Source organism: Gammaproteobacteria bacterium (genome assembly GCA_037388465.1).
Classification (GTDB): domain Bacteria; phylum Pseudomonadota; class Gammaproteobacteria; order SpSt-1174; family SpSt-1174; genus JARRKE01.
Genome location: JARRKE010000026.1, coordinates 1 through 23750 on the forward strand (window position 1 = coordinate 1; position 23750 = coordinate 23750).

The window sequence follows — 23750 nt, forward strand, 5'->3', positions numbered from 1 at the left end:
CGCTTTCCAGAGCACGAAATCCAGGGGATCTCGCTTGGCCTCGCCGATCTCGACCCGGGCGCCGGCGCGCAGCTCATCCAGTTTCTTGCCTGACAGCCGGCCGTAGTCCGCAAAGCTGCCCACCGCGTAGTACACGTCGCCGTTGTCCGCAGCGTAGGCCGCGCCGCGCTCGATCAGTCTGCCGATCATGTCGAGGATCCCCTCGATGTTGTCGGTCGCACGCGGCTCGACCGTGGGTGGCAATACACCCAGGGCCTCTGCGTCCTCGTGCATGGCCTGGATGAAGCGCCCGGTCAGCGCCTGGATGGTCTCCCCGTTCTCATGGGCGCGGCGGATGATCTTGTCGTCGATGTCCGTGATGTTGCGCACGTAGGTCACCTCGTAGCCGAGGTGGCACAGATAACGGTAAACCATGTCGAAGACCACCAGCACACGGGCGTGTCCCAGGTGGCAGTAGTCGTACACGGTCATGCCGCAGACGTACATGCGTACCTTGCCGGGCTCGATGGGTTTGACGGGTCAGGCTGTTGTAGATTTCAAGCATGTTGGGAAACGGGTCGTAACGGTTGTCAGGCCTTGGCCGCCCGCTCCCGGGCGGCCTCCAGGCGTGTGCGGGCGCGCTCTGCGCCGATGAGGGGGAACAGGCGGGCCATTTCCGGACCATGGGTCTCGCCGGTCAGTGCCGCGCGCAGCGGCATGTAAAGCACCTTGCCCTTGTGGCCGGTGGCCTGGGCGATGGCGCGGGCAAAACCGGCGAAATCCCCGCCCGCCGAAGCCAGGGCGTCCAGCCCCTGGGCGAAGAAGGACTCCCCGGCCTCGCGCACGGCGAAATCGGCAGGCTCGCTGTAGACCGGCGTATCGCCGAATACCGCCCGTGCCCAGGCGACGGCCTCCTCCGGCAGGCTGATGTTGTCACGCACCGCCTCGACGAACAGGGCCTGCTGGGCCGCCGGCACCCACTCGCCCAGCCCGTGTCCGGACAGCCAGTGCATGAGCTCGCCCACGTCCAACTGCGCGACGGCCAGCTTCTGCCAGTGCGCCAGCTGCATCGGGTCATGCCGCGCCGGGGCGCGCCCCAGGCGGTCGGTGGCGAACGCCTCGGCCAGCTTCTGCAACGGCAAAAAACCGTCTTCGGTATAGGTATGCCCCAGGCGCGCCAGGTGATTCAGAATCGCCTCCGGCAGATAACCCAGGGCGCGCAGTTCGGCCACGCTGAGCGAACCGTTACGTTTGGACAGCGGCGCACCGTCCTCGCCGAGCACCAGAGCGATATGCCCGTATTCCGGAGCCGGCAGACCCAGCGCCTGCAACACCAGCAACTGGCGCGGGGTATTGGTCAGGTGATCCTCGCCGCGCAGCACATGCGTCACCCCCATCAGGGCATCGTCGACGGCATTGCAAAAGAAAAACGCCGCGCCGCCGTCCGAGCGGCGGATGACGAAATCGCCGATGTCGTCGGTCCGAAACCGCTGCGGGCCGCGGACCAGGTCCGTGAACGACACGGTCTCCCCCGCCGGCACGCGGAAGCGCAGAGTGGGCTGCAGGCCGCGCGCCAGTCTGACCTCGACCTCGGCCTTGCTGAGCCGGGCACAGGTACCGGGATAGCGAGGCGGCTGTCCGGCCGCCAGCTGCGCCTTGCGGCTAAGCTTGAGTTCCTGCGGGGAGCAAAAACAGGGGTAAGCCAGGCCGCGCGATTCGAGTTCGCGGTAGTAATCGTTATAGATGCCTTCGCGCTCGGACTGCCGGTAAGGACCGGCCCCGCCCTCGGCCTCCGGACCTTCCTGCCAGTCCAGCCCCAGCCAGCGCAGGTCATCCTGCAGCGCCTGCACGAAAAGCTCGGAGGAACGCTCCCGGTCCGTATCCTCGATCCGCAGCAGGAACGCCCCTTCGCGCCCGCGGGCGAGCAGCGCGTTGAACAGTGCGGTGCGGACATTGCCGAGGTGCAGGTAACCCGTCGGGCTGGGCGCAAACCGGCTGCGTAGAGATGTATCGGGCATGGCGCGCATGTTAACGAAAAGCGCCGTGGCGACATAGCCCGGAGTTTGGCTTTCCGGCACTTCGCCGTTACTATGCGGGCTTCCTCACCATGTGGGTGCGCATATGAAAAACATCGGACCCTGGCTGCTCGTTTTCACCCTTTTTCTCACAGGTAATGCAATGGCTGACAAAAATCCCGAAGTGAAATTCGTCACCAATCAAGGCGACATCGTTCTGGAACTCTATCCGGACAAGGCGCCGATCACCGTGAAGAACTTCCTGCATTATGTGAACGGTGGTTTCTACAACGGCACCATCTTTCACCGCGTGATCAAGGGTTTCATGATCCAGGGCGGCGGTTTCACCACGGATATGGAACAGAAACCCACCGAGGCGCCGATCAAGAACGAGGCTGACAACGGATTGAAGAACGACGTCGGCACCATCGCCATGGCGCGCACCCCGGACCCCGATTCCGCGACCGCCCAGTTCTTCATCAACGTGAAGGACAACGACTTCCTGAACTACACCGCACCGACCCCGCAGGGCTGGGGTTATTGCGTCTTCGGCAAGGTGGTCCAGGGTATGGACGTGGTGCACAAGATCGAGGACGTAGCCACCACGACGCGCAGCTTCCATCAGGACGTGCCGGTCGATCCGGTCGTGATCGAAAGCGCCACCGAACTGAAGTAAGCCCATGGGCGGCGAGACCCTGTTCATTTCCGATCTGCATCTGGACGGGTCTCGCCCCCGCATCATCGACCTGTGCGAGCGGTTCCTGCTCGAGCGCGCGGCCCGGGCGGACGCACTGTACGTGCTCGGGGACCTGTTCGAATACTGGGTGGGCGACGACGATCCCGCCGAGGACATGCAGCGCGTCATCCGGGCCTTGCGCAGCATCACCGACCAGGGCGTCGCGACCTTTTTCGTACACGGCAACCGGGATTTCCTGATCGGGGCCGAGTTCTCCGCCAGATCGGGCGTCACCCTGCTCCCGGAACTTTCGGTAATCGATCTCTACGGCCAGCCGACGCTGATCCTGCACGGCGATACGCTGTGTACCGACGACACGGCGTACCAGGAACTGCGCGTCATGTTGAGGAATCCCGCCTGGCAGCAGCAGTTTCTTGCCCTGCCGCTCAGCGAGCGCCACGCTCAGGCCCGCGCCCTGCGCGATCAGAGCAAGGAAGCCGTCAGCGACAAGGCCGAAGCCATCATGGACGTCAATCAGCAGACGGTCGAACAGACACTGCTCGAGCATGGCGTACGTCACATGATCCACGGCCACACGCACCGTCCCGCCATTCACGACTTCACCCTTGCCGACAAACCGGCTCAACGCATCGTATTGGGTGACTGGTACGACCAGGGCAGCGTGTTGTCCTGCACCCCGCAGGGACCGACCCTGGAAACGCTGTAGCAGGACTGACGCCTTACAGCGCTTTGATGGCCGCTTTCAACCTCGTGAGACCGCGACAACGGCTTGGAAGATACCCACGACCGACGCCCGGTCGACCTTCGACGGTTTAGTGTAAGCAGGGCTAGCGCGGCATGGCGGCGGCTAGCTGTATTCCTGCCGTATGCAGCACCGCCTGGTCCATCATCCGGTAGTGCAGATTGACCATGATCCAGATGGAACCGCCGACCAGGATCAGGATGATCAGGGCGGTGAACAGAATCGCCAGCAGGTTCCAGCGCTCCTCGGAGGATGTGTCGAGATGTAGGAAATAATGCAGATGCACCAGCATCTGCACAATGGCGGCGGCAAAGATGGCAACAATGGTGATTGTCTTGGGCAACACCCCGCTCATGACCAGACCGAACGGGATGATGGTCAGGATGACCGCCAGGAAAAAACCGGCCAGGTAGGAATTCAGACTGCCCTTACCGGCCCCTGCACTATTCACGGCTTCATGTTCCATTTACATCGCCCCCATCAGGTAAACGACGGTAAATACGCCGATCCACACGATATCCAGAAAATGCCAGAACATGCTCAAACGCATCAGGCGTGACTGCACCGGCGTGCTCAATCCCTTGGTCATGACCTGCGCCATCATGACCAGCATCCAGATCAGCCCGACGCTCACGTGCAGACCATGCGTTCCTACCAGGGCAAAAAAGGCCGACAGAAAACCGCTGCGATCCGGACCGCTGCCAGCCAGTATCATGTGATGAAACTCATTGAGTTCCATGCCGATAAAACCCGCTCCCAGCAGAAAGGTGACGGCGAGCCAGCCGATCACGTGGTTCTCACTGCCTTTGTGCACGGCCAGCATGGCGAAGCCGTAGCTGACGCTGCTGAACAGCAGGAACATGGTTTCGCCCAGCGTATAGGGCAGATCGAAAAGCTGTTTGCCGTTGGGACCCCCCGCGTAGTTGTGACTCAGAACGGCGAAGGTGGCGAAGAGCGCCGCAAACAAAATGCAGTCGCTCATGATGTAAATCCAGAAACCGAACGCCGCGTTGGCGACGCCCTCGTCCGTATGCTCGTGTTCACCCGCGGTGACGGGAATATCATCCAGAACGTCAGTCGTCATGATTCAGATACCGTTCGTTTCAGTGCATCGAGTCAGGCGCCGGCCACCGCGCCCCAGTCATCGCCTTCGTGGGCATCCGTGCCCGCTGCCGAATCCAGTTGCCCGTAGCGGTGGTTTTCGATCCGCTCGACTTCTGCCGCCGGCACGTAGTAATCCACATCCTCACTCGTTGCCCGGACGATGACGGCCGTCAGCATGGCCAGTGCGCCGATGCCCGCCATCCACCAGATATGCCAGATCATGGCGAATCCGAACACGAACGCGAACATGCCCATGATGAAGCCGATGCCGGTGTTTTTGGGCATATGGATGTCGTGATATTCGGTCGGGCGCTGGTAGGCAGTGCCGTTTTCCTTCATTTCCGTAAAGGCATCGAGATCATGAACGACCGGGATATGGGCAAAGTTGTAAAAAGGCGCCGGCGAGGCAATGGACCATTCGAGGGTACGTCCGTCCCATGCATCGCCCGTCAGATCGAGCGCCTCCTCGCGTTCCCTGATGCTGACGATCAACTGCACGATCTGGAAGACGATCCCAGCCAGAATCACGACAGCGCCCACAGCCGCGATCTCCAGATACGGCTGCCAGGCTGGATTGGTGTAATGCTCCATACGGCGCGGCATGCCCATGAAGCCCAGCACGTAGAGCGGCATGAAGGCCAGATAAAACCCGATCAGCCAGGCCCAGAAGGCGCGTTTACCCCAGCGCTCGTTGAGCCGGAAACCGAAGGCCTTGGGGAACCAGTAGGCATAGCCGGCGAAATAACCGAACAGCGCCCCCGGAATCAGCATATTGTGAAAATGCGCCACCAGGAACTCGCTGTTGTGCAGCACGAAGTCGGCCGGCGGCACCGCGAGCAGAACACCGGTCATACCGCCGATGGTAAAGGTCACGATAAATCCCAGTGTCCATAGGATCGGCGTGGTGAAACGTATGCGCCCGCGATACATCGTGAACAGCCAGTTGAATATCTTCACGCCGGTGGGCACCGCGATGATCATGGTGGTGATGCCGAAAAAGGCATTGACGTTCGCACCGGCGCCCATGGTGAAGAAGTGATGCAGCCAGACGGTGAACGACAACAGGGCGATCGCGATCGTGGCATAAACCATCGAGGTGTAGCCGAACAGCCGCTTACCCGAAAACGTCGCCACGACCTCCGAGAACACGCCGAACGCGGGCAGGATCAGGATATAAACCTCCGGATGTCCCCATACCCAGAACAGGTTGGTGTACATCATCATGTTGCCGCCCATGGCGTTGGTGAAGAAATGCATGCCCAGGTAACGGTCCAGCGTCAGCAACGCCAGGGTGACGGTTAGCACCGGAAAGGCGAGGATGATCAGGATACTGGTGCACAACGCGGTCCAGGTGAACACCGGCATTCTCATCAGCGTCATGCCGGGGGCGCGCATTCTCATGATCGTGACCAGAAAATTGATACCCGTCATCAACGTGCCCAGGCCGCTCAGCTGAATGGCCCATATCCAGTAGTCCACGCCCGTTCCCGGGCTGTATCTCAGCTCGGTCAAAGGCGGATACCCCGTCCAGCCGGCCTGCGAGAACTCGCCCACGCCCAGCGAGATCATGACCAGCATGGCGCTGACGACCGTCAGCCACAGACTGACGGAATTCATGAAAGGGAATGCCACATCGCGTGCGCCGATCTGCAGCGGCACCGCAATGTTCATCAGGCCGACCAGAAACGGCATGGCCATGAAAAAGATCATGATGGTGCCGTGGGCACTGAATATCTGATCGTAATGATGCGGCGGCAGATAACCGTGGGATGAGCCGAAGGCCAGCGCCTGCTGGGATCGCATCATAATGGCGTCGGCAAAGCCGCGCAGCAGCATGACCAGCGCCAGGATGATGTACATGACGCCGATTTTCTTGTGATCGACCGAGGTCAACCACTCCTTCCAGAGATAACCCCATTTGCCATAGTACGTAATCAAACCCAGGATCAGTACCGCTACCAATAGCGAAAAGGCGACCGCCCCCATGACGATGGGATTGTCATAAGGTATTGCCGCCAACGTCAGTTTGCCGAGCATATCAGGCTCCTTTCCCAAGCTTAGTCTTCACCTCATCGGCATTCGCACTCATATACTTGTGAATGATGTAATCGAACAGATGCGGGCGCACCGAGGCGTAATAAGTAACCGGATTTTTTTCACTGGGTTTTTCGAGTTTCTTGAGCGTGGCGAGATCGAGCCGGTTCTTCGACTGTCTGACCTTGCGTATCCAATCCTGGAATTTCCGCTGCGAAGTCGCCACGGTCTTGAAGTCCATGGAGGAAAATCCCCGCCCGCTGAACTGAAAATTGCGACCGGTATAGGTACCCGGCTGATCCGCCAGCAAATGGAGCTTGGTCTGCATGCCCGCCATGGCGTAGATCTGGCTACCCAGACGGGGAATGAAAAATGATGTCATCACCGTATCCGAGGTGATTCGAAAATCCACGGGCACGTTCGTCGGCAACACGAGTTTATTCACGGTTGCTATGTGCTGGTTCGGGTAGATGAACAACCATTTCCAGTCCATGGAAACGGCCTCGATGGTGACCGGCTTGTCATGAGACACCAACGGTTTGTAAGGACTCAGCTCATGCGTCGTTCTCCATACCAGGACGCCCAGCGAGATCACGATCAAGGCGGGTACCACCCAGACCACCAATTCGATCTTTCCCGAATACGACCACTTGGGGGCATAGGTGGCCTTCTTGTTCGACGCGCGATATCGCCAGGCGAACAGGAAGGTCATCAAAAACACGGGAATGACGACAATCAGCATCAAACCGAATGCCGTGATAATCACAGATTTTTCGTCAGCACCGATCGGGCCTTTGGGATCCAGAAGCGACATGTGACTGCTGCAACCACCCAAGATGGTCACAGCACATAAAGTAATCAGTCTTGTTGCGTAGCTGTACTTGCTTCTGGTCATGGAGTCTCCCGACTCGAGGTGGGCTTCCATAAGCAATGCAAGCGGTATGCCAGACTATAAGCATTTGATTTATGCACGCAGACCGGTTTTTAAAAACACCGACGGTGGTAATCCACCGATACTGCGGCTTATATCAACAACCGCAACCAGCGGGACTCGTCACTTCATAGAGGAGGCTGATACAAGCATTCGCCAAACGAATGGCTAATGTAGAAATCAAATACGCGGGATCAAAAAAACAACAACAGGCGGGCACTGACGCAACGGGCACGCGAGGTATTCATGTGCCCGTTGCGTCAGTGTTGAACAAGGATTACATGACAGGCGTGAAATTTCCGGCCTTGTCGTGAATCGAATACGGATGCAGTTTGTCCGAGATCACAAACCACGAAGGCTTCACCGGTACATCTCGCCGATAATCGACGAGCGAGCGCCGATAACCCTTGTTGTCCCATTCCTGCACCGGAAATCCATAGGCGAGGTGGTCCGCAGCGGCAAAGATGGAATTGGCGAGCGAACACGCATGCTGCATGGAAGCCGGCCGGCGGGCCAGGTTCAGTGCCGCCTCTCCCGCAAGCGTCTGTTTCAACGCCTGCATGCCCTTACGGGCGTCGTCGAGAAACCCCTTCACCGCAACCACGTGATAACAGGCCGTACCATTGGCGGTGAAGGTAACCAATGTCGGCCGCTTGCCGTCCAGGGACGGCGCCTTGGGATCGCGTTCAGTCTTCACGCCCGTCTTGAACGGGATCGCGGGTTTGGCCTTGATCGGATGACGATAGATCCGCAGCACCGTATCGTCTTCGTGATTGACGCTCTGGATCTCGCCGGTCTTGCGATCGAACAGCAGGAAATCACCATTGTCATGGCCCTGATCCATGCGCAGATAGCGTGCGGTGACAATCACGCGGGTGGTATAGGTGGTGGTTCCGGGCTCCTGTTCCTGAAACGTCAGGATCACCGCCTTGCCCCGGGTCGATCCTGTGGCCTGCGTCTGGGCGAAGAGTGCGCCGGGCAGGCATGACAGCAACAGCAAAAACATTACGTTCAGGATCGTTTTCATCACTCCTCTCATCCTCCAGTCGTTTGTACGGCGGCAAGCCGGTCCAGCCCCTGCAGTTCCTGCTGCGTGAACCCGGCCAGCAGGCGCGCCGGCTTATTGAACGGTCCTCGCAAATGGCCGGGCATGTAGGCCTGTAACAGGTCGCGGAAGGTCTGCTCGGGGTCTACGCCCCGTTGTTTGCACAAATAGCCGAACCAGCGCGACCCCACGGCGACATGCCGGACCTCCTCGTCGAGAATCACTTCCAGCACCCTCACGCTGGCCTCGTCCCCGACCTGGATCAGGCGCTCGATCATACCCGGCGTGACGTCCAGGCCACGGGCCTCGAGTACCCGCGGCACCAACGCCATCCGTTCCAGGGGATCGCCGGCCGTCTTGAGCGCCATCTCCCACAACCCGTTGTGAGCCGGCAGGTCACCGTACGCCGCGTCGAGTTCAGCCAGGCGCTCGCATACCAGCACGAAGTGGCGGGCCTCGTCGGCGGCGACGGACAGCCAGTCAGTGTAATACCCGGTGGGCAGACCACGAAACCGGTAGACCGCATCCAGGGCCAGGTTGATGGCGTTGAACTCGATGTGCGCGACGGCATGCAGCAGCGCGACACGCCCTGCCTTGTTGCCGAGACGGCGTTTAGGTACCTCGGCGGGGTGAACCAGCAACGGGCGCGGCGGGCGGCCCGGATCGGGAATCCCGATCACGGCGTCATCGCCGTGACCGGGCTGTTCACCGGCCTGCCAGCGGGCAAACAGGGTGCGGGTCAGCGTGATTTTTTCCTGCGGTTCGGCGGCCTGCAATGCGGCCAGGCAGGCTTCGCCCAGAGACTTCATGGCGTGCATTTTAGAACAAGCAGCACATCCATCACATTCGTGCCGGTCGGCCCCGTGTGTATCAGATCACCGCTGGTCTCGAGGAACCGTCCCGCATCGGCCCGCTTCAGGCAGTCCTCCGCCTCGAACCCGCCCAGCCGGCCGCGGGCGACGCTGCCGCCGTCCACCAGTGCGCCGGCGTCGCCGGTGGCTCCGTCGCTGCCGTCGGTGCCGGCGGCAAGAACGTAAATCCCCGGCCTGTCCGCTATGCGTTGCGCGAACTCCAGCGCCAGCTGTTGGGCACGCCCGCCCCGGCCGGGATGCGGCGGCAGGCTGGGGGTTACCTCTCCGCCCCAGAGATGCAGCCCCTCGGGAGCGTCGCGCAACTCGTCCAGGACCTGCCCGGCCACCGCGGACGGATCGCCCGAAAGAAAGGCCACATGCCGGGTGACGGCCAGGCCGAATTCACTGCCCGCCTGCGCCGCGGCAGCCAGCGCATCCTCGAGGCTGGCGATGATATGGATTTCGACGTCGCCGGCATCGGCAACAACGGTCGGCGTATGAACCAATCCGGCGAATTCGGGCGGCAATTCGGGCAGCGCCCCCGGTTCCTGTGCCGGCACCAGCGGCCCGGAGCCGATGACGGCGGGATCGTTACCCGGCACGTCGGAAACCAGCAACACCAGCACGGGACGCCCTTGCAGATAATGCAGCAGACCGCCACCCTTGATCAGGGAGCAGGCGCGCCGCACGCGGTTAATGGCGTGAATATCGAGACCGCTGCCGAGCAGCCAGCGGTTGAGCTCAGCCACACGCGCCAGGGTCACGCCCTGCGGCAGAACCTCGACCAGGCTCGACGTACCACCGGAGATCAAAAACAGCATCGGCTCGTCCGGCGGCGTCCGGGCAATGAAATCGAGCAGTGCCTCCCCCGCTGCCAGGCTGCCCTCGCCAGGCACGGGATGTTCGCCGGTCAGACAGCTGACGCCCGGCACCTCGCACAAAGTGGCGCTCAGGTGGTCCGCCTTGCTGATGGCAAGCGCGCGGAATTGTGCTCCGACGCCGGCATCGAGCGCGCCTTGCAGCATGGCGCCCGCCGCCTTGCCCACCGCCACCACGTGAGGGGGCACGGCACGTTCCGATTCAGCAAACCAGCGGGCGACGCGACCGCGCCCTTCGACGGCCCGCAGGGCCGCCTGGTAACAGGCGAGCAGCGTCTGACGGGCGTCAGCCATCCAGACCCCGCGCCAGGTCAGCCTTGATGTCCTCAACCGATTCCAGCCCGACGGCAAGCCTTATCAGCCCGTCGGAGATACCCGCCTCTTCGCGCTGCTCGGGGGCCAGCCGGCCGTGAGTGGTGGTCGCCGGATGAGTGATGGTGGTCTTGGTATCGCCCAGGTTGGCCGTGATGGAGAGCAGCTGTGTCTGGTCGATCAAATGCCAGGCCGCCTCCTTGCCGCCCGTCAGTTCGAAAGAGACGATACCGCCGTAACCGGACTGCTGCCGCCTGGCCAGTTCGTGTTGGGGATGCGAACTCAGGCCGGGGTAGTAAACCCGCCGAACGTTCGGCTGATCCTCGAGCCAGGCCGCCACCTCGAAGGCGTTACGGCTGTGGCGCTCCATGCGCAGCGACAGGGTTTCGAGCCCCTTGAGGAACACCCAGGCATTGAACGGGCTGAGCGTTGGGCCCGCCGTGCGCAGAAAACCGTACACCTCTTTGCCCACCCGTTCCGCGTCCCCCACCACGGCGCCGCCCACGCAACGCCCCTGCCCGTCCAGGTACTTGGTCGCCGAATGGATCACGATGTCGGCGCCCAGTTCCAGCGGACGTTGCAGCGCGGGCGTGCAGAAACAGTTGTCCACCACCAGCAGACAGTCGTGGGTATGTGCCAGCTCCGCCAGTTCGGCGATATCGGCCAGTTCGGTCAGCGGATTGGCCGGCGTTTCGAGAAACAGCATCCGGGTGTTGGCGCGAATCGCCTTGCGCCAGGCCTCCGGTTCGGACAGCGACACGAAGTCCACCTCGATGCCGAAGCGCTTCAGGTAGTTGTTGAACAGGACCACGGTGGTCCCGAACACGCTGCGCGAGCAGACCACATGGTCACCCTGTTTGAGCAGGGCCAGACAGGTCGAGAGAATCGCCGACATGCCGGAAGCGGTCGCCACGCAGGATTCGCCGCCCTCCAGGGCCGCCAGGCGCTTTTCGAAGGTGCGCACCGTCGGGTTGGTGAAACGCGAGTAGATATTGCCCGGCTGTTCTCCGGAGAAGCGGGCCGCCGCCTCGGCGGCGCTGGAGAAAACGAAACTGGAGGTGGGGAAGATCGGTTCGGAGTGCTCGCCCTCGGCGGTCCGCACCTGCCCGGCCCGAACCGCCCGGGTTTCGAAACCGTATTCGTCGAAATCATCGAATGACATGTGTGTGCTCCTCAAATAGCGCGGGCATAAAAAAACCCGCCTGGCACAGCCGCAGCGAGTCGAGTTACACACAACTCCGCTTTAGCTGTATTTATTATGCGCCCGCAAGCTGGTACTCAAATCGGCGCAGGGTTCATCCTAGACGAAAATCGAAACGCCCGTCAAACCCTTCGAAGGCGATCACTGCACGATATCGACCAGGGTGCGCGGCGGGATGTCGCGGAACAGGCTGATAACATCGGCATTGCGCATGCGTACGCAACCGTGGGATGCGGGCGTGCCGATGAAGCCTTCCTCATCGGTGCCGTGGATATAGATATAGCGATGAAAGGAATCAACGTCGCCGCCCTCATTCACGCCCGGCTCCAACCCACTCAGCCAGAGGATGCGCGAGGTGACCAGATCCTCCGGACTGGGCGTGCGGGTCTTGAGAATATCGGCGACCTTTCCGGTATCGCGCCGGCCGCGGAAGATGGTGCCGGGCGGTGCATCCGCACCGATCTTTTCCCGAACGTAATGCACACCCAGCGGGGTCTTATCACTGCCCTGCCGCATGCCGGTACCGAGTTTGGAAGTGGAAACAGGCCAGCTGCTGAGCAGGCGGTCGCGGTCGAACAAATAAAGCCGCTGCCGGTCGACGCTGATGATAATGATCTTATCGGCGGGATATCCCGGATAATCCGCGCGCAGGCGCTGCAGCAGCGGAAGATAATCGGGTACGTGCTCTGCAGACTGGCTCGCCATGGTGGCCCAACCCGGAGCAGCGACGCAGAACAGGCAGACGAATAACCAGAAATTACGCACTGTTGGGAAGATCGATGCCTGCCAACGCCTTGTCTGCCTGCTGCTTGTTCTCGTCACTGCGATCATTCTCCAGCTTGCGGAAATAGTCTTCGCTGACCTTGGTCACGTACTTGCCGTTGAAGACGGAGCAATCGAACACCTTGAGTTTCGGATTGCCCTTACTGACGGCTTTGACCAGGTCTTCCAGATCCTGGTAGAGGATCCGGTCGGCACCGATGGCCTGGCATACCTCTTCAGCGGTGCGATCGTGGGCGATCAACTCCTGGGCCGCCGGCATGTCGATGCCGTAGATGTTCGGATAACGGATCGGCGGCGAGGCCGACGCGAAATACACCTTCCTGGCGCCGGCATCGCGCGCCATCTGCACGATCTCACGCGAGGTGGTACCGCGCACGATGGAGTCGTCCACCAGCATGACGTTCTTGCCCTTGAACTCGAGCGCGATCGGGTTGAGCTTCTGGCGTACCGAACGCTTGCGCTGCTGCTGCCCCGGCATGATGAAGGTGCGCCCGATATAACGGTTCTTGATGAATCCTTCGCGGTATTTGACGCCCAGCGTATTGGCAAGTTCCAGGGCCGCGGTGCGGCTGGTATCCGGAATGGGAATGATCACGTCGATATCGTGATCCTCGCCCCATTCGCGCAGCAGCTTCTTGGCCAGCCGCTTGCCCATGCGCATGCGCGCCTTGTGGACCGAGATGCCGTCTATCACCGAATCGGGGCGGGCGAAATAAACATGCTCGAAGATGCAGGGCGTGTATTTCTGCTTGCGCGCGCATTGCTGCGTGAACAGGCGGCCGTCGGTGGTGATGTAGATGGCCTCGCCCGGCTCCAGATCGCGGATCAGCTTGAAGCCCAGAGTATCGAGGGCGACGCTCTCGGATGCCACCATGTACTCGATACCGTCGTCGGTCTGCCGCGATCCGTACACCAACGGCCTGATGCCGTAGGGATCGCGGAAAGCCACCACGCCGTAATCGGTAATCATCGAGACCACCGCATAGGCGCCTTCGCAACGCCGATGGACGCCGCTGACGGCGGCGAAGACGTGCTTGGGCTCCAGCTTGAGCGCCTTTTGCCTCAGCAACTCCTGCGCGAACACGTTGAGCAGGATTTCGGAATCCGAGCGCGTGTTGATGTGCCGCATGTCCTGCAGGAACAGTTCCTCGCGCAGCACCCCGGCATTGGTGAGATTGCCGTTGTGGCCCAGGCTGATGCCGTACGGCGAGTTGACGTAAAACGGCTGCGCCTCGGCGGACGACGACGTCCCGGCCGTGGGATAGCGCACATGTCCGATACCCATGTTGCCCACCAGCCGGTGCATATGGCGGGTGTGAAATACGTCGCGGACCAACCCGTTGTCTTTGCGCAGAAACAAACGACCGTTGTCACAGGTCACGATACCTGCCGCGTCCTGGCCGCGGTGCTGGAGCACGGTCAGACCATCATAAAGGGCCTGGTTGACCGGGGTTCGACCGACGATGCCAATGATTCCGCACATGTTTTGTTTCCCAACGGGTTCAGGTTTGAGTCTAGTCCGTTATTTGTAGTTGAAATAGCCGGAAATCCTGTCCGGCAGAATACCAAGCAGCCACTTCGCGGATGACTCGAAATGTGGCGTGAGCAGGGATTCGGACCAATAGCTTTGGCGTGGCACGCTGCTGAGCCCCGCCAGCAGAACCAGGGCCACCACCACCAGATAACCGCGCGCCAGACCGAACCCGACACCCAGGGTCCGGTTGGTGCCGCTCAGTTTCGCCACCTCGATCAGACGGTGCAGCAGGATATTGACCACGGCGCCGAGAATGAGCGTGACGATGAACAATCCCACCATAGCGATGCCCACGGAGAGATTGTCGATATGAAACTGCATCTGCCCGATCCCGAAGGAAACCTTGCTCATGCTGTTGGGGAACAGGGTTGCCAGAGCGGGAGAGAAACGCACCGCGATCCAGACCGCAAGCACCCAGCTCGCCAGCGACACCGCCTCCTTGATAAAGCCGCGCAGGTAACCCGCCACCGCTGACGCCAGAAAAATGAAGAGTATGACTGCATCCAGCCAATTCACGAATAATCACTCCGGCGTTGTTCAGGGATGGCTGACGACGATGCCCTTGAGCTTCTGGCTCTGGGTCAGTTTCTTGAGCGCCTGCTCGGCCAGCTCACGCTTGACGTAGGGACCGACTCGAACACGGTAGACTTTGCTTCCTCCGCTTTCGCCCGCCTGGACGAACGCGGGATAACCCGCAGCACGCAGCTTGTCCTGCAGCACGACCGCATTGTCCTGCTCACCGAAGCTGCCCACCTGAACGTCCCAGGCCATGCCTTTTTCCATGGTGGCGGTCTTGGACGCCGGTTTGGGTGTCGGCTCGGGCTGGGTGGCCGGTTTCGCCGGGGCGGGCTCGGCCGGCTTGATTGCCTTGGCGGACGGCGCGCTGGCGGGCTTTTCGGGCGTGGGCGCCGATTGCGGGGATGAAGACGCGGTCCCGGAAGGCGCTTGCTTGTCCGGGATCTCCTTGGGCAGCGGCGGCAGACGCGGCGGAATCTCGTATTTCGGCTCCGGCGGCAGGGTCATATCCATACTGACCCGGGTACTCTTGCCCGAGCCGTCGAGCAGCATGGGGATGAAAATCACGGCCAGCGCGATCAGAACGGCAGCGCCGACCAGGCGTTGTTTCAAGGAAGGTTCCACGAATATCCAAACGCGCCTGTCGAGGCCGGTATTATAGGCGCAGGGCCAGGGCCTCCGCTACGGTCAGGAAGGAACCGAACACGATGATGCAATCCTGAGGGGCGGCCGCCCGCAATGCGCCCGCCCATGCATCGCTTACCGTGGCATAAGGATGCAGATCCGCCGCAGGCAGCGCCCCCCCAACCCGGCGCGCCAGCTCGTCGACAGCCAGGGCACGCGGTGTGTCCAGCGTCGCCAGATGCCAGTGCGCGACCCGTCCCGTCAGCGCCGTGACGATGCCCTCGATATCCTTGTCGCCCAGCGCCGCGAATACCGCGTGGGTCTCACCCGCACCGGTTTGCCGTTCGGCCAGCAGGCGGGCTAGCTGTGCGGCCGACTCCGGATTATGGGCCACGTCGACCCAGGCCTGCGGTGCATCGTGGATCTTCTGGAAGCGCCCCGCCAGGCGTACCGCCTGCAGCCCCTGGCGGATCGCCGCCTCCGGCACCGGCAGACGCTCGGCAAGCATGCGCAGCGCGATGACCGCAGCGGCGGCGTTGTACAGTTGAGCCGCCCCCTCAAGGGCGGGATACGGCAGCTGCACGGCCGGCCCGCCGGTCTCGACGCAATGCCACGCATCGGCCTCGGCGCTGATCGTGAAATCCCGCCCCACCTGCAGCAGCCGCGCGCCTTGCGCCTCGGCCACCGCAGCGATGGATTCGGGCGGTTGCGGGTCGGCGCAAACGGCGGGCCGGCCGGCGCGGAAAATACCGGCCTTTTCCCGGCCGACGGCCTCGCGCCCCTGCCCCAGCCAGTCCTGGTGATCGGTACCGATACTGGTCACCACGGCCACATCGCAATCGACCAGGTTCACCGCATCGAGGCGCCCGCCCAGCCCGACCTCGAGCACGATCACATCGACGGCGTTGCGGGCGAAGATGTCCAGCGCCGCGAGGGTGCCAAACTCGAAGTAACTCAGGCTGATATCGCCGCGGGCCGCGTCGATGCGCGCGAAACTCTCGCACAGGGCCTCGTCCGCCGCCACTTCCCCTGCCAGGCGCACCCGCTCGTTGTAACGCAGCAGGTGGGGCGAGGTATAGCAGCCCGTGCGATAACCCGCCGCCAGCAGCATGGCTTCCAGCAACGCCACGGTGGAGCCCTTGCCGTTGGTGCCGGCCACCGTGATCACCGGGCAGGCGGGGCGGCGCACGCCCAGGCGTTCGGCAACCGTGGTGACGCGATCCAGGCCAAGCTCGATGGTCAGCGGATGCAGGCTCTCCTGCCAGGAGAGCCATTCGTCCAGGGTGTTGAAACGGAGGGCGGACACGGCATCAGGCGGACGCCGGTCGTCCGCCCCGGAGGCATGGGGTGGATTCAAACGGCGGGATGGTGCTGCATCATGGCCAGCAGACCTGCGACCCGCTCGCGCATGTCCCGGCGATCGACGATCATGTCGACGGCGCCGTGTTCAACCAGAAACTCGCTGCGCTGGAAACCCTCGGGCAGCGTTTCACGCACGGTCTGCTGGATCACGCGCGGTCCGGCGAAGCCGATCAGGGCATTCGGTTCGGCGATGTTCACGTCGCCCAGCATGGCGAGGCTCGCGGAAACGCCCCCCATGGTGGGATCCGTCATCACCGAAATAAAAGGCAGGCCGCGGCGCGACAGCCGCGCCAGCGCGGCGCTGGTCTTGGACATCTGCATCAGCGAGAACAGGGCCTCCTGCATGCGCGCCCCGCCGCTGGCCGAAAAACAGACCATGGGAATGCCCTCGCGCAGCGCGACATTGATGCCGCGCACGAAACGCTCACCGACCACCGAGCCCATCGAACCGCCCATGAAGCGGAAATCGAAGGCGGCGACGACCACATCCATCTCGTGCAACTGCCCCCGCATGACGACCAGGGCATCCTTTTCGCCGGTCGACTTCTGGGCCGCCACGATACGGTCGCGATACTTTTTGCTGTCCTTGAACTTCAGGGCGTCGACGGGTTCGATGTCGGCCCCGATCTCGTGGTGCGGCGCATCGTCCAGGAACCGCTCCAGACGCCAACGCGCGCCAATGCGCATGTGGTGCCCGCACTTCGGACACACGTGCAGATTGCGCTCCACTTCGGCGCTGTACAGCACGGCGTTACAGGCGTTGCACTTGTTCCACAATCCTTCCGGCACCGCGCGCTTGCCCGTGGCATCGGTACGGATGCGGGAAGGGACCAGCTTTTCGAACCAGCTCATACTTCCATCCCCTTGCGTGCGCCAGCGCCCGAGGCAACCTGCTCCAGCGCGGCACGCATTTCTTTGAGTACTGTGGTGATCTCGCGCTCGATGGCAGCCTGGTCGTCGGCGTGCTCGGCGATCTTGGTCACGATGGCGCTGCCGACCACGACGGCGTCGGCGACCTCGGCCACTGCCGCGGCACTGGCCGCGTCACGGATGCCGAACCCGACGCCAACCGGCGTCCCGGCATACCTACGGATCTCACCGAGTTTGCGTTTGACCGACTCGATATCCAGGGTGCTGGCACCGGTCACGCCCTTGAGCGATACGTAATAGACGAAGCCGCTGGCCGTTTCGCAGATCCGCTTGATCCGGTCTTCGGTACTGGTCGGTGCCAGCAGGAAGATGGGGTCCAGGGTCCGTGACTTCAGCGCCTGCATGAGGTCGTGTCCTTCTTCCGGCGGCAGATCCACGATCAACGCGCCGTCCACACCGGCCTCGGCGGCCTCTTGTGCGAAGCGCTCGTACCCGAGCACTTCGATGGGATTGAGATAGCCCATCAACACCACGGGGGTGTCGGCATTGCGGGTGCGGAACTCACGCACCATCTCCAAAACGCGTTCGAGGCTGACGTGATGCACCAGGGCGCGTTCGCAAGCGGCCTGGATCACCGGGCCGTCGGCCATGGGATCGGAAAACGGCACGCCCAGTTCGATAATGTCCGCCCCGGCGTCGACCATGGCGTGCATGAGGGGCACGGTGGCCTCGGGACGCGGATCGCCGGCGGTGACGTAGGGAATCAGCGCCGCCCGATCCTGGGCCTGAAGTGCGGCAAAGACTTGTGAAATGCGGCTCACAGGCTGATCCCCTCCAGACGTGCGACGGTGTTGATGTCCTTGTCGCCACGCCCGGACAGGTTGACGATGAGCTGGGCATCCCGGTCGAGCTCAGGTGCCAGCTTCATGGCATAGGCCAGGGCATGGCTGGATTCGAGGGCGGGGATTATACCCTCCGTACGGGTCAGGGCATGAAACGCCGCCATCGCCTCGTCGTCCGTCACGGCCACGTAACGGGCGCGTCCGGTATCCTTCAGCCAGGCGTGCTCGGGGCCGACGCCCGGATAGTCGAGGCCGGCCGAAATGGAATGCGTCTCGATAATCTGGCCGTCGGCGTCTTCCATCAGGTAGGTACGGTTGCCATGCAGCACTCCCGGGCGCCCGGCGCACAAAGGCGCGGAATGGCGCCCCGTCTCCAGGCCGTAACCGGCGGCCTCCACGCCGTACAGCGCGACCGACTCGTCCTCGAGGAAGGGATAAAACAAACCGATGGCATTCGAGCCGCCACCGACGCAGGCAATCAACGCGTCGGGCAGCCGGCCCGTCTGTGTCAGGCTTTGTTCGCGCGCCTCGCGGCCGATGATCGACTGGAAATCGCGCACCATCGCCGGATAAGGGTGCGGACCCGCGACCGTGCCGATGATGTAGAAGGTGTCGTCGACGTTGGTCACCCAGTCGCGCATCGCCTCGTTGAGCGCGTCCTTCAGGGTGCGCGACCCGGAAGTCACCGGCACCACCTCGGCGCCCAGCAGCTTCATGCGATAAACGTTGGGTGCCTGGCGCTCGATGTCCTCCGCGCCCATGTAGACGACGCATTCCAGACCCAGGCGGGCCGCGACGGTGGCGGTGGCCACGCCATGCTGCCCCGCGCCCGTCTCGGCGATGATCCGGGTCTTGCCCATGCGTTTGGCCAGCAGCGCCTGGCCGATGGTGTTGTTCACCTTGTGGGCGCCGGTGTGATTCAGATCCTCGCGCTTGAGGTAAATCTGCGCGCCGCCGAGATTTCTGCTCCAGCGTTCGGCGTGGTACAGCGGGCTGGGACGTCCGACGTAATGCGCCATGTCGGCATCGAATTCGCGCAGGAAATCGGCATCGGCCAGATAACGGTGATAGGCGGCCTCCAGCTCCATGAGCGGCGCCATGAGCGTTTCGGCCACGAAACGCCCGCCATAAGGCCCGAAGTGACCCTGTGTATCCGGCAACGACGTCACGTCACTCACCGTTGAGTCTTTCGCAATCGACACGTTCGACCTCTTTGATAAATGTCCTGATCTTTTCGTGATCCTTGATACCGGGTGCGCTTTCCACGCCGCTGCTGACGTCCACGCCGTAAACGCCTGTCGTGCGTACCGCCTCGGCGACATTCTCCGGGGCCAGTCCGCCAGCCAGAATCAGCGGCACGTCCAGGTCAGCCGGCATCCGCCCCCAGTCGAAGGCAAGGCCGGTACCGCCGGCCTCCCCCGTCGCGTGACTGTCGAGCAAAAAGCCCGCCGCGTCGGGATAGCTCGCCGCGTAGCGCGCCACGTCGGTCTTCCCCTGCATGCCCACGGCCTTGATGTAAGGCAGGCCGTAGCCCGGACAGTCGGCGGGACACTCGTCGCCGTGGAACTGCAGCAGATCGAGTGGGACCGAGTCCAGGGTCTCCCGGATCAGCCGGTCGTCCGCATCCAGAAACAGCCCCACCCTGCTCACGAACGGCGGCAGGGCAAGACAGATCTCCCGCGCGCGCTCGGCCGTGACGAAGCGCCTGCTCTTGGCATAGAACACCAGGCCGACCGCGTCCGCACCGGCCTGCGTTGCAGCCAATGCGTCCTCGACCCGGGTGATACCACAGATTTTGACGCGCGTGCGCATGGAGCACTTGACCCTACTTGTAGCCTTGCAAGGGTATCAGAAATCACCCGCGCGGTGCGGCCATGGCTGGTCGAATCCGGGCAGACCGGGGTTGCGTGGCAGACGGTAATTCGCATCGTACTCGACGTCCACGAGATACAAACCGTCGGGCGGCGCGGTAACCCCACCCAGCGTACGGTTACGCAGCTGCAGCAGTTCGCCGACCCATGCGGGCGGCTGTTCGCCCCGCCCCACCGTCATCAGCACCCCCGCGATATTGCGCACCATGTGATGCAAAAAGGCGTTGGCGTGCAGGTCGATGTATATGAACTCGCCTACGCGGTGCACGTCGATGCGATACATGTGGCGCACCGGGCTCTTGGCCTGGCAGGCCAGGGCGCGAAAGGTCGAGAAATCGTGTTCACCGACCAGGTGGTCCGCTCCCTGCTGCATCAAACCGGCATCGAGCTCGTGGTGCATCCAGGTCACACGTCCCCGCAGCAACGCCGGCCTGACCCAGCGGTTGCAGATCACGTAGCGATAACGGCGTGAGCGTGCGGCGAAACGGGCATGAAAATCCTCGGGCACCACGCGCGCCCAATGGATGGCGACATCGGCGGGCAGATTCGCGTTCGTGCCCAGCACCCAGGAGCGCTCGCTGCGCTCGGACTCGGTTTCGAAATGGATCACCTGGGACGTCGCATGCACGCCGGTATCGGTACGGCCCGCACACACGACCTTCACGGTATGAGCGGCAACCTTGCCGACAGCCGTTTCCACCACGTCCTGCACCGTACGCACGCCATCCTGCGACTGCCAGCCGCAGAAATCCGAACCGTCGTATTCGACCCCCAGAGCGATGCGCATGATCAGATGCCGTGGGTCAGCAACAGCAGCGCGGCCACCAGGACAGCCAGGCCCAGCCATTGCAGTACGCCCGGCGACGACGGTGTGGCGAGGTCGACCATATGAGGCTCGCCCCGTTCACTGAGTTCGATGGCCTGTTTGACCAGCGCGCTGCCGCGTGCCGCAATCCGTTCGACGGCCGACCCGGTCCGCGGAGTATCGCTCGATTGTTCGGTCTGCAGTTCCTTCAGCGTCGCAACGCACTCCAGCGTCAACACCAGACGCAGAGCAAGCCGTGACGGTTCCACGCCCAGCAGTTTAAGCGGCCGCGCCAGCCAGTAGATCGATTGAACAAGCTGGGAACGGGTTGCGGTCTGCATCAGCCAATTGACGGCGAATATGATAGCGATCAGATTCACGCTGCGAATCGCCCCCTCCAGCAGCCCCTCATGACTGATCGGAAGATCCAGGCCCGGCAGCACGTATTCGCCCGGTGTCATGAACCCGTACAGGATGACGATGGAAATCAGAAACAAACGCAGACGCCGCAGCATGAACCACACCCGTGCATCGGGGCGCACCCGGTCCAGCGCATAGGCCACGGTCAACGACAGCAAGGCGATGCCGACCACGCGCCAGTCGCCCGAGGCCATGAACAGGGTGAATACGATCAGGCTGAGCACACGGATCAGGGGATGCATGGCGAAATCTTATCAGACCGGTATCCGCATCCGTATCGGCCGGCAAGGCAATAAAAAAGGGCCGGCGAACCGGCCCTCGTATTCAAACCCGAAACAGGTCAGGCGATCTGGGACATAAGGTCCTGTGCTTCGCGCTTCTGGGCATCATTGCCTTCGGCAAGCACCTCTTCCAAAGCACCGCGCGCACCATCCTCATCGCCCATGTCGATGTAGGCCTTGGCGAGATCCAGCTTGGTACCCACCTCTTCGGTGAGAGAATCCTCCTCGCCGGCCGGCATTTCCACCGTTGCGGTGTCGCTGTCGACGCCGAAATCCTCACCCATGTCGAGATTGTCCATCTCGATGTCGAGCGCATCCTCGTTCGAGGCCGTATCGGAACCCGCGCCTGCTTCAGGCGCCGTCTCGAGTTCGGACAGCTCATCACCCGAGATATCCAGGTCGTTGACATCGAAATCGAGGCCGGTGGTATCCGACTCCGGTTCCTGCCCCGTCAGGGTCGGCTCTTCGGAGGGGAGATCCAGGTCGCCGAGGTCGAATTCGAGCTCATTGATATCGGTTTCGGTTGCCGGCTGCTCGTATGATTCCTCGGCCTGTGCCGGTTCATTGCCGAGCGCATCGAGATCCGGCATGCCCAGACCGGTGTCAGACTCGGGCTCGAATTCGGGCTCCAGCGCCACTGTCTGGTCGTCACCCTCATCGAGCGACGGCTCGCCACCGATCTCCGGCAGGTCGAATTCACCTTCGAAACCGCCACCCGAAGTCGGCGGTTCAAACTCTTCCTCACCGCCCAGTTCGATATCCGCTGCTTCCGGCTTCTTGGCCGTAAAGTCGTCCACGGAAAGCGAGGTGGTCTCGCCGCTGAACAATGCGCTTTCCGGGCTGATCTCCTTGCCCATGGCCACGGCGCGATCCCAGATCTGTCCCTTGGCACCGCCCAGGGAATCATTAAGTGCGCGTGCCGTGGTGTCGAAGTTCGCCTTGTCCTTGGCGTTGTAATAAGCCTCGAGAAGCTTGAGACGGTAATCGTTGCGCTCCGGATGCTTGGAAATCGCGTCCTTGAGCATGTCCACCGCCTGATCGGTCAGACCATAGGCCAGGTAGACATCGGCCTCATTCATGACCTCGTCATTGGTGATCTCTTCCGCTGCGGCGCCACCCGGCGGCGGCATCACCGTCGTGTGTTCGAGTTCGTCCTCTACGGCCTTCGCGGCCTGCGGTTCCGGTTCGGGCTCGCCTTCGGCTTCGGCAACGTCCGCGGGTGTCAGTGACTCGAGCTCATCGGGGATGGCCACGTCATCGTCTATATCGGGCTCGGCAAAGGACGGCGTCGCGGCCGCCGCTGCGGCACGACGCTGACCGGAACGGCGGATCACCAACCACACTAGGGCGAGCACCAGCAGCAGACCACCACCGGCACCCATCATCATGGTCGGGTTGCTCAGGATACTGTCGAAGAACCCGGGCTGCTCAGGCGGCGGCGTGACTTTGGGCTTGGGGACCGACTGCGGCTCGGCGGGCTTGCTGGCAGGCGAAGAAGACGCTTCCGTCTTCGGCGGTTCAGGCGACTCCGGAGTCTTGGGCTCGGTCTGCGCAGCGGGACTCTCGCTGGTCGCCGGTGCCGGGGTTTCGCTCGGGGCCGGGGTTTCGGCAGGTGCGGGTGCCGGCTTTTCCGCAGCCGGCGCCTCAGGCGCCGGTGCACTCGGTTTTTCAGTGCCTGCCTCGGTGGAGGGTGGCTCCCCGGAGGTCGTACCGACCTGGCCGGTTACCGGTTTCTCGGGCGTCACAGCCGGAGGCTGCTCGGCACCCTCCTTTTTCTTTTCGGACATCGACTTTTGCAACTCGCTGAGCTGGTCGCTCTGCAGGTTGATCAGTCGTTCCTTTTTCTGCAGCAACCCCTGGAGCTCGTCGATACGTGACTGCAGCTCGGCATTCTTTTGTTTCTGGGACTCGAGCGCTTCCTTGGCCTGTGCAGCCTGCTTCTGCAGATCGGCGACATCGGAGCCACCGGCGACGGTCACCGGCTGACCCGCCTTGGTCTCCGCGCCCATGATCTGCAGTTTCTTCTCTGCACCGGCGCTGGCGGTCTTGGTCG

General features: G+C 62.4%; 23 protein-coding genes, 1 pseudogene and 1 riboswitch. Of the genes and pseudogenes, 2 read left to right on the plus strand and 22 right to left on the minus strand.

All coding sequences use genetic code 11. The annotated features are described in order from the left end of the window. Both P8Y64_07230 and gltX read right to left on the minus strand, forming a co-directional pair. Positions 1–544 (minus strand): annotated as a pseudogene (locus tag P8Y64_07230) (class I tRNA ligase family protein). A 25-nt stretch (positions 545–569) separates the two neighbouring features. Beyond that, entirely contained in the window at positions 570–1997 is a 1428-nt protein-coding gene (gene gltX, locus P8Y64_07235) for a glutamate--tRNA ligase (protein ID MEJ2060265.1), read from the minus strand. 160 nt (positions 1998–2157) lie between these two features. Between gltX and P8Y64_07240 the strand changes: the two genes are divergently transcribed. Together P8Y64_07240 and lpxH are read left to right on the plus strand one after the other, a co-directional pair. Next, complete coding sequence (locus P8Y64_07240) at positions 2158–2670, plus strand: peptidylprolyl isomerase (protein ID MEJ2060266.1); 513 nt, start codon at positions 2158–2160, stop codon at positions 2668–2670. Between the two features lie 4 nt (positions 2671–2674). Then, on the plus strand, positions 2675–3397 hold the full coding sequence (lpxH, locus tag P8Y64_07245; GenBank protein ID MEJ2060267.1) for a UDP-2,3-diacylglucosamine diphosphatase: 723 nt from the start codon (positions 2675–2677) through the stop codon (positions 3395–3397). A 121-nt stretch (positions 3398–3518) separates the two neighbouring features. Here lpxH and cyoD read toward each other — a convergent pair whose 3' ends face one another. The 20 genes from cyoD to P8Y64_07345 form a co-directional block, all read right to left on the minus strand. Continuing rightward, positions 3519–3899 carry a cytochrome o ubiquinol oxidase subunit IV gene (gene cyoD / locus P8Y64_07250; GenBank protein MEJ2060268.1) on the minus strand — a complete coding sequence of 127 codons (381 nt, stop codon included), beginning with the start codon at positions 3897–3899 and terminating at the stop codon, positions 3519–3521. Further along, a complete protein-coding gene (cyoC, locus tag P8Y64_07255; protein ID MEJ2060269.1) occupies positions 3900–4517 on the minus strand; it encodes a cytochrome o ubiquinol oxidase subunit III in 618 nt (205 codons plus the stop codon). Positions 4518–4549: 32 nt separating this feature from the next. Then, entirely contained in the window at positions 4550–6574 is a 2025-nt protein-coding gene (gene cyoB, locus P8Y64_07260) for a cytochrome o ubiquinol oxidase subunit I (GenBank protein MEJ2060270.1), read from the minus strand. A gap of 1 nt (position 6575) precedes the next feature. After that, positions 6576–7466: a ubiquinol oxidase subunit II gene (cyoA, locus tag P8Y64_07265; protein ID MEJ2060271.1), complete on the minus strand. Its 891-nt coding sequence runs from the start codon at positions 7464–7466 to the stop codon at positions 6576–6578. Positions 7467–7779: 313 nt separating this feature from the next. Beyond that, on the minus strand, positions 7780–8529 hold the full coding sequence (locus P8Y64_07270; protein MEJ2060272.1) for a hypothetical protein: 750 nt from the start codon (positions 8527–8529) through the stop codon (positions 7780–7782). Positions 8530–8537: 8 nt separating this feature from the next. After that, positions 8538–9356 (minus strand): ferritin-like domain-containing protein, encoded by an 819-nt coding sequence (locus P8Y64_07275; protein MEJ2060273.1) that lies wholly within the window; start codon positions 9354–9356, stop codon positions 8538–8540. Beyond that, the gene (locus P8Y64_07280; GenBank protein MEJ2060274.1) at positions 9353–10570 is read right to left on the minus strand and encodes a DUF4147 domain-containing protein; all 1218 of its coding nucleotides are present in this window, start codon (positions 10568–10570) and stop codon (positions 9353–9355) included. The genes P8Y64_07275 and P8Y64_07280 overlap by 4 nt, the downstream gene beginning before the upstream one ends. Next, the gene (locus P8Y64_07285; GenBank protein MEJ2060275.1) at positions 10563–11750 is read right to left on the minus strand and encodes an O-succinylhomoserine sulfhydrylase; all 1188 of its coding nucleotides are present in this window, start codon (positions 11748–11750) and stop codon (positions 10563–10565) included. Before P8Y64_07285 ends, P8Y64_07280 begins: the two co-directional genes overlap by 8 nt. 60 nt (positions 11751–11810) lie before the next feature. Next, a riboswitch (SAM riboswitch) is annotated at positions 11811–11888 on the minus strand. A 42-nt stretch (positions 11889–11930) separates the two neighbouring features. Continuing rightward, entirely contained in the window at positions 11931–12494 is a 564-nt protein-coding gene (locus tag P8Y64_07290; protein ID MEJ2060276.1) for a L,D-transpeptidase, read from the minus strand. 52 nt (positions 12495–12546) lie between these two features. Then, positions 12547–14055 (minus strand): amidophosphoribosyltransferase, encoded by a 1509-nt coding sequence (purF, locus tag P8Y64_07295; protein MEJ2060277.1) that lies wholly within the window; start codon positions 14053–14055, stop codon positions 12547–12549. 39 nt (positions 14056–14094) lie between these two features. After that, positions 14095–14622 (minus strand): CvpA family protein, encoded by a 528-nt coding sequence (locus P8Y64_07300; GenBank protein ID MEJ2060278.1) that lies wholly within the window; start codon positions 14620–14622, stop codon positions 14095–14097. Positions 14623–14643: 21 nt separating this feature from the next. Continuing rightward, positions 14644–15234: an SPOR domain-containing protein gene (locus tag P8Y64_07305; GenBank protein MEJ2060279.1), complete on the minus strand. Its 591-nt coding sequence runs from the start codon at positions 15232–15234 to the stop codon at positions 14644–14646. A gap of 43 nt (positions 15235–15277) precedes the next feature. Further along, a complete protein-coding gene (folC, locus tag P8Y64_07310) occupies positions 15278–16552 on the minus strand; it encodes a bifunctional tetrahydrofolate synthase/dihydrofolate synthase (GenBank protein ID MEJ2060280.1) in 1275 nt (424 codons plus the stop codon). Positions 16553–16599: 47 nt separating this feature from the next. Then, the gene (accD, locus tag P8Y64_07315) at positions 16600–17460 is read right to left on the minus strand and encodes an acetyl-CoA carboxylase, carboxyltransferase subunit beta (GenBank protein MEJ2060281.1); all 861 of its coding nucleotides are present in this window, start codon (positions 17458–17460) and stop codon (positions 16600–16602) included. Then, positions 17457–18299, minus strand: coding sequence for a tryptophan synthase subunit alpha (gene trpA / locus P8Y64_07320; GenBank protein MEJ2060282.1), 843 nt, complete (start codon positions 18297–18299; stop codon positions 17457–17459). The genes accD and trpA overlap by 4 nt, the downstream gene beginning before the upstream one ends. Continuing rightward, entirely contained in the window at positions 18296–19498 is a 1203-nt protein-coding gene (gene trpB, locus P8Y64_07325; GenBank protein MEJ2060283.1) for a tryptophan synthase subunit beta, read from the minus strand. Before trpB ends, trpA begins: the two co-directional genes overlap by 4 nt. Beyond that, a complete protein-coding gene (locus P8Y64_07330) occupies positions 19491–20132 on the minus strand; it encodes a phosphoribosylanthranilate isomerase (protein MEJ2060284.1) in 642 nt (213 codons plus the stop codon). Before P8Y64_07330 ends, trpB begins: the two co-directional genes overlap by 8 nt. A gap of 36 nt (positions 20133–20168) precedes the next feature. Next, positions 20169–20978: a tRNA pseudouridine(38-40) synthase TruA gene (gene truA / locus P8Y64_07335; protein MEJ2060285.1), complete on the minus strand. Its 810-nt coding sequence runs from the start codon at positions 20976–20978 to the stop codon at positions 20169–20171. A 2-nt stretch (positions 20979–20980) separates the two neighbouring features. Further along, entirely contained in the window at positions 20981–21658 is a 678-nt protein-coding gene (locus P8Y64_07340) for an energy-coupling factor transporter transmembrane component T (protein ID MEJ2060286.1), read from the minus strand. 98 nt (positions 21659–21756) lie between these two features. Next, a partial coding sequence (locus tag P8Y64_07345) for a FimV/HubP family polar landmark protein (GenBank protein ID MEJ2060287.1) occupies positions 21757–23750 on the minus strand: 1994 nt, incomplete at its 5' end.

Coding starts and splice junctions, on each gene's coding strand:
- gltX (MEJ2060265.1), bottom strand. CDS start 1,997: ATGCCCGATACATCTCTACGCAGCCGGTTTGCGCCCAGCCCGACGGGT.
- P8Y64_07240 (MEJ2060266.1), top strand. CDS start 2,158: ATGGCTGACAAAAATCCCGAAGTGAAATTCGTCACCAATCAAGGCGAC.
- lpxH (MEJ2060267.1), top strand. CDS start 2,675: ATGGGCGGCGAGACCCTGTTCATTTCCGATCTGCATCTGGACGGGTCT.
- cyoD (MEJ2060268.1), bottom strand. CDS start 3,899: ATGGAACATGAAGCCGTGAATAGTGCAGGGGCCGGTAAGGGCAGTCTG.
- cyoC (MEJ2060269.1), bottom strand. CDS start 4,517: ATGACGACTGACGTTCTGGATGATATTCCCGTCACCGCGGGTGAACAC.
- cyoB (MEJ2060270.1), bottom strand. CDS start 6,574: ATGCTCGGCAAACTGACGTTGGCGGCAATACCTTATGACAATCCCATC.
- cyoA (MEJ2060271.1), bottom strand. CDS start 7,466: ATGACCAGAAGCAAGTACAGCTACGCAACAAGACTGATTACTTTATGT.
- P8Y64_07270 (MEJ2060272.1), bottom strand. CDS start 8,529: ATGAAAACGATCCTGAACGTAATGTTTTTGCTGTTGCTGTCATGCCTG.
- P8Y64_07275 (MEJ2060273.1), bottom strand. CDS start 9,356: ATGAAGTCTCTGGGCGAAGCCTGCCTGGCCGCATTGCAGGCCGCCGAA.
- P8Y64_07280 (MEJ2060274.1), bottom strand. CDS start 10,570: ATGGCTGACGCCCGTCAGACGCTGCTCGCCTGTTACCAGGCGGCCCTG.
- P8Y64_07285 (MEJ2060275.1), bottom strand. CDS start 11,750: ATGTCATTCGATGATTTCGACGAATACGGTTTCGAAACCCGGGCGGTT.
- P8Y64_07290 (MEJ2060276.1), bottom strand. CDS start 12,494: ATGGCGAGCCAGTCTGCAGAGCACGTACCCGATTATCTTCCGCTGCTG.
- purF (MEJ2060277.1), bottom strand. CDS start 14,055: ATGTGCGGAATCATTGGCATCGTCGGTCGAACCCCGGTCAACCAGGCC.
- accD (MEJ2060281.1), bottom strand. CDS start 17,460: ATGAGCTGGTTCGAAAAGCTGGTCCCTTCCCGCATCCGTACCGATGCC.
- P8Y64_07330 (MEJ2060284.1), bottom strand. CDS start 20,132: ATGCGCACGCGCGTCAAAATCTGTGGTATCACCCGGGTCGAGGACGCA.
- truA (MEJ2060285.1), bottom strand. CDS start 20,978: ATGCGCATCGCTCTGGGGGTCGAATACGACGGTTCGGATTTCTGCGGC.
- P8Y64_07340 (MEJ2060286.1), bottom strand. CDS start 21,658: ATGCATCCCCTGATCCGTGTGCTCAGCCTGATCGTATTCACCCTGTTC.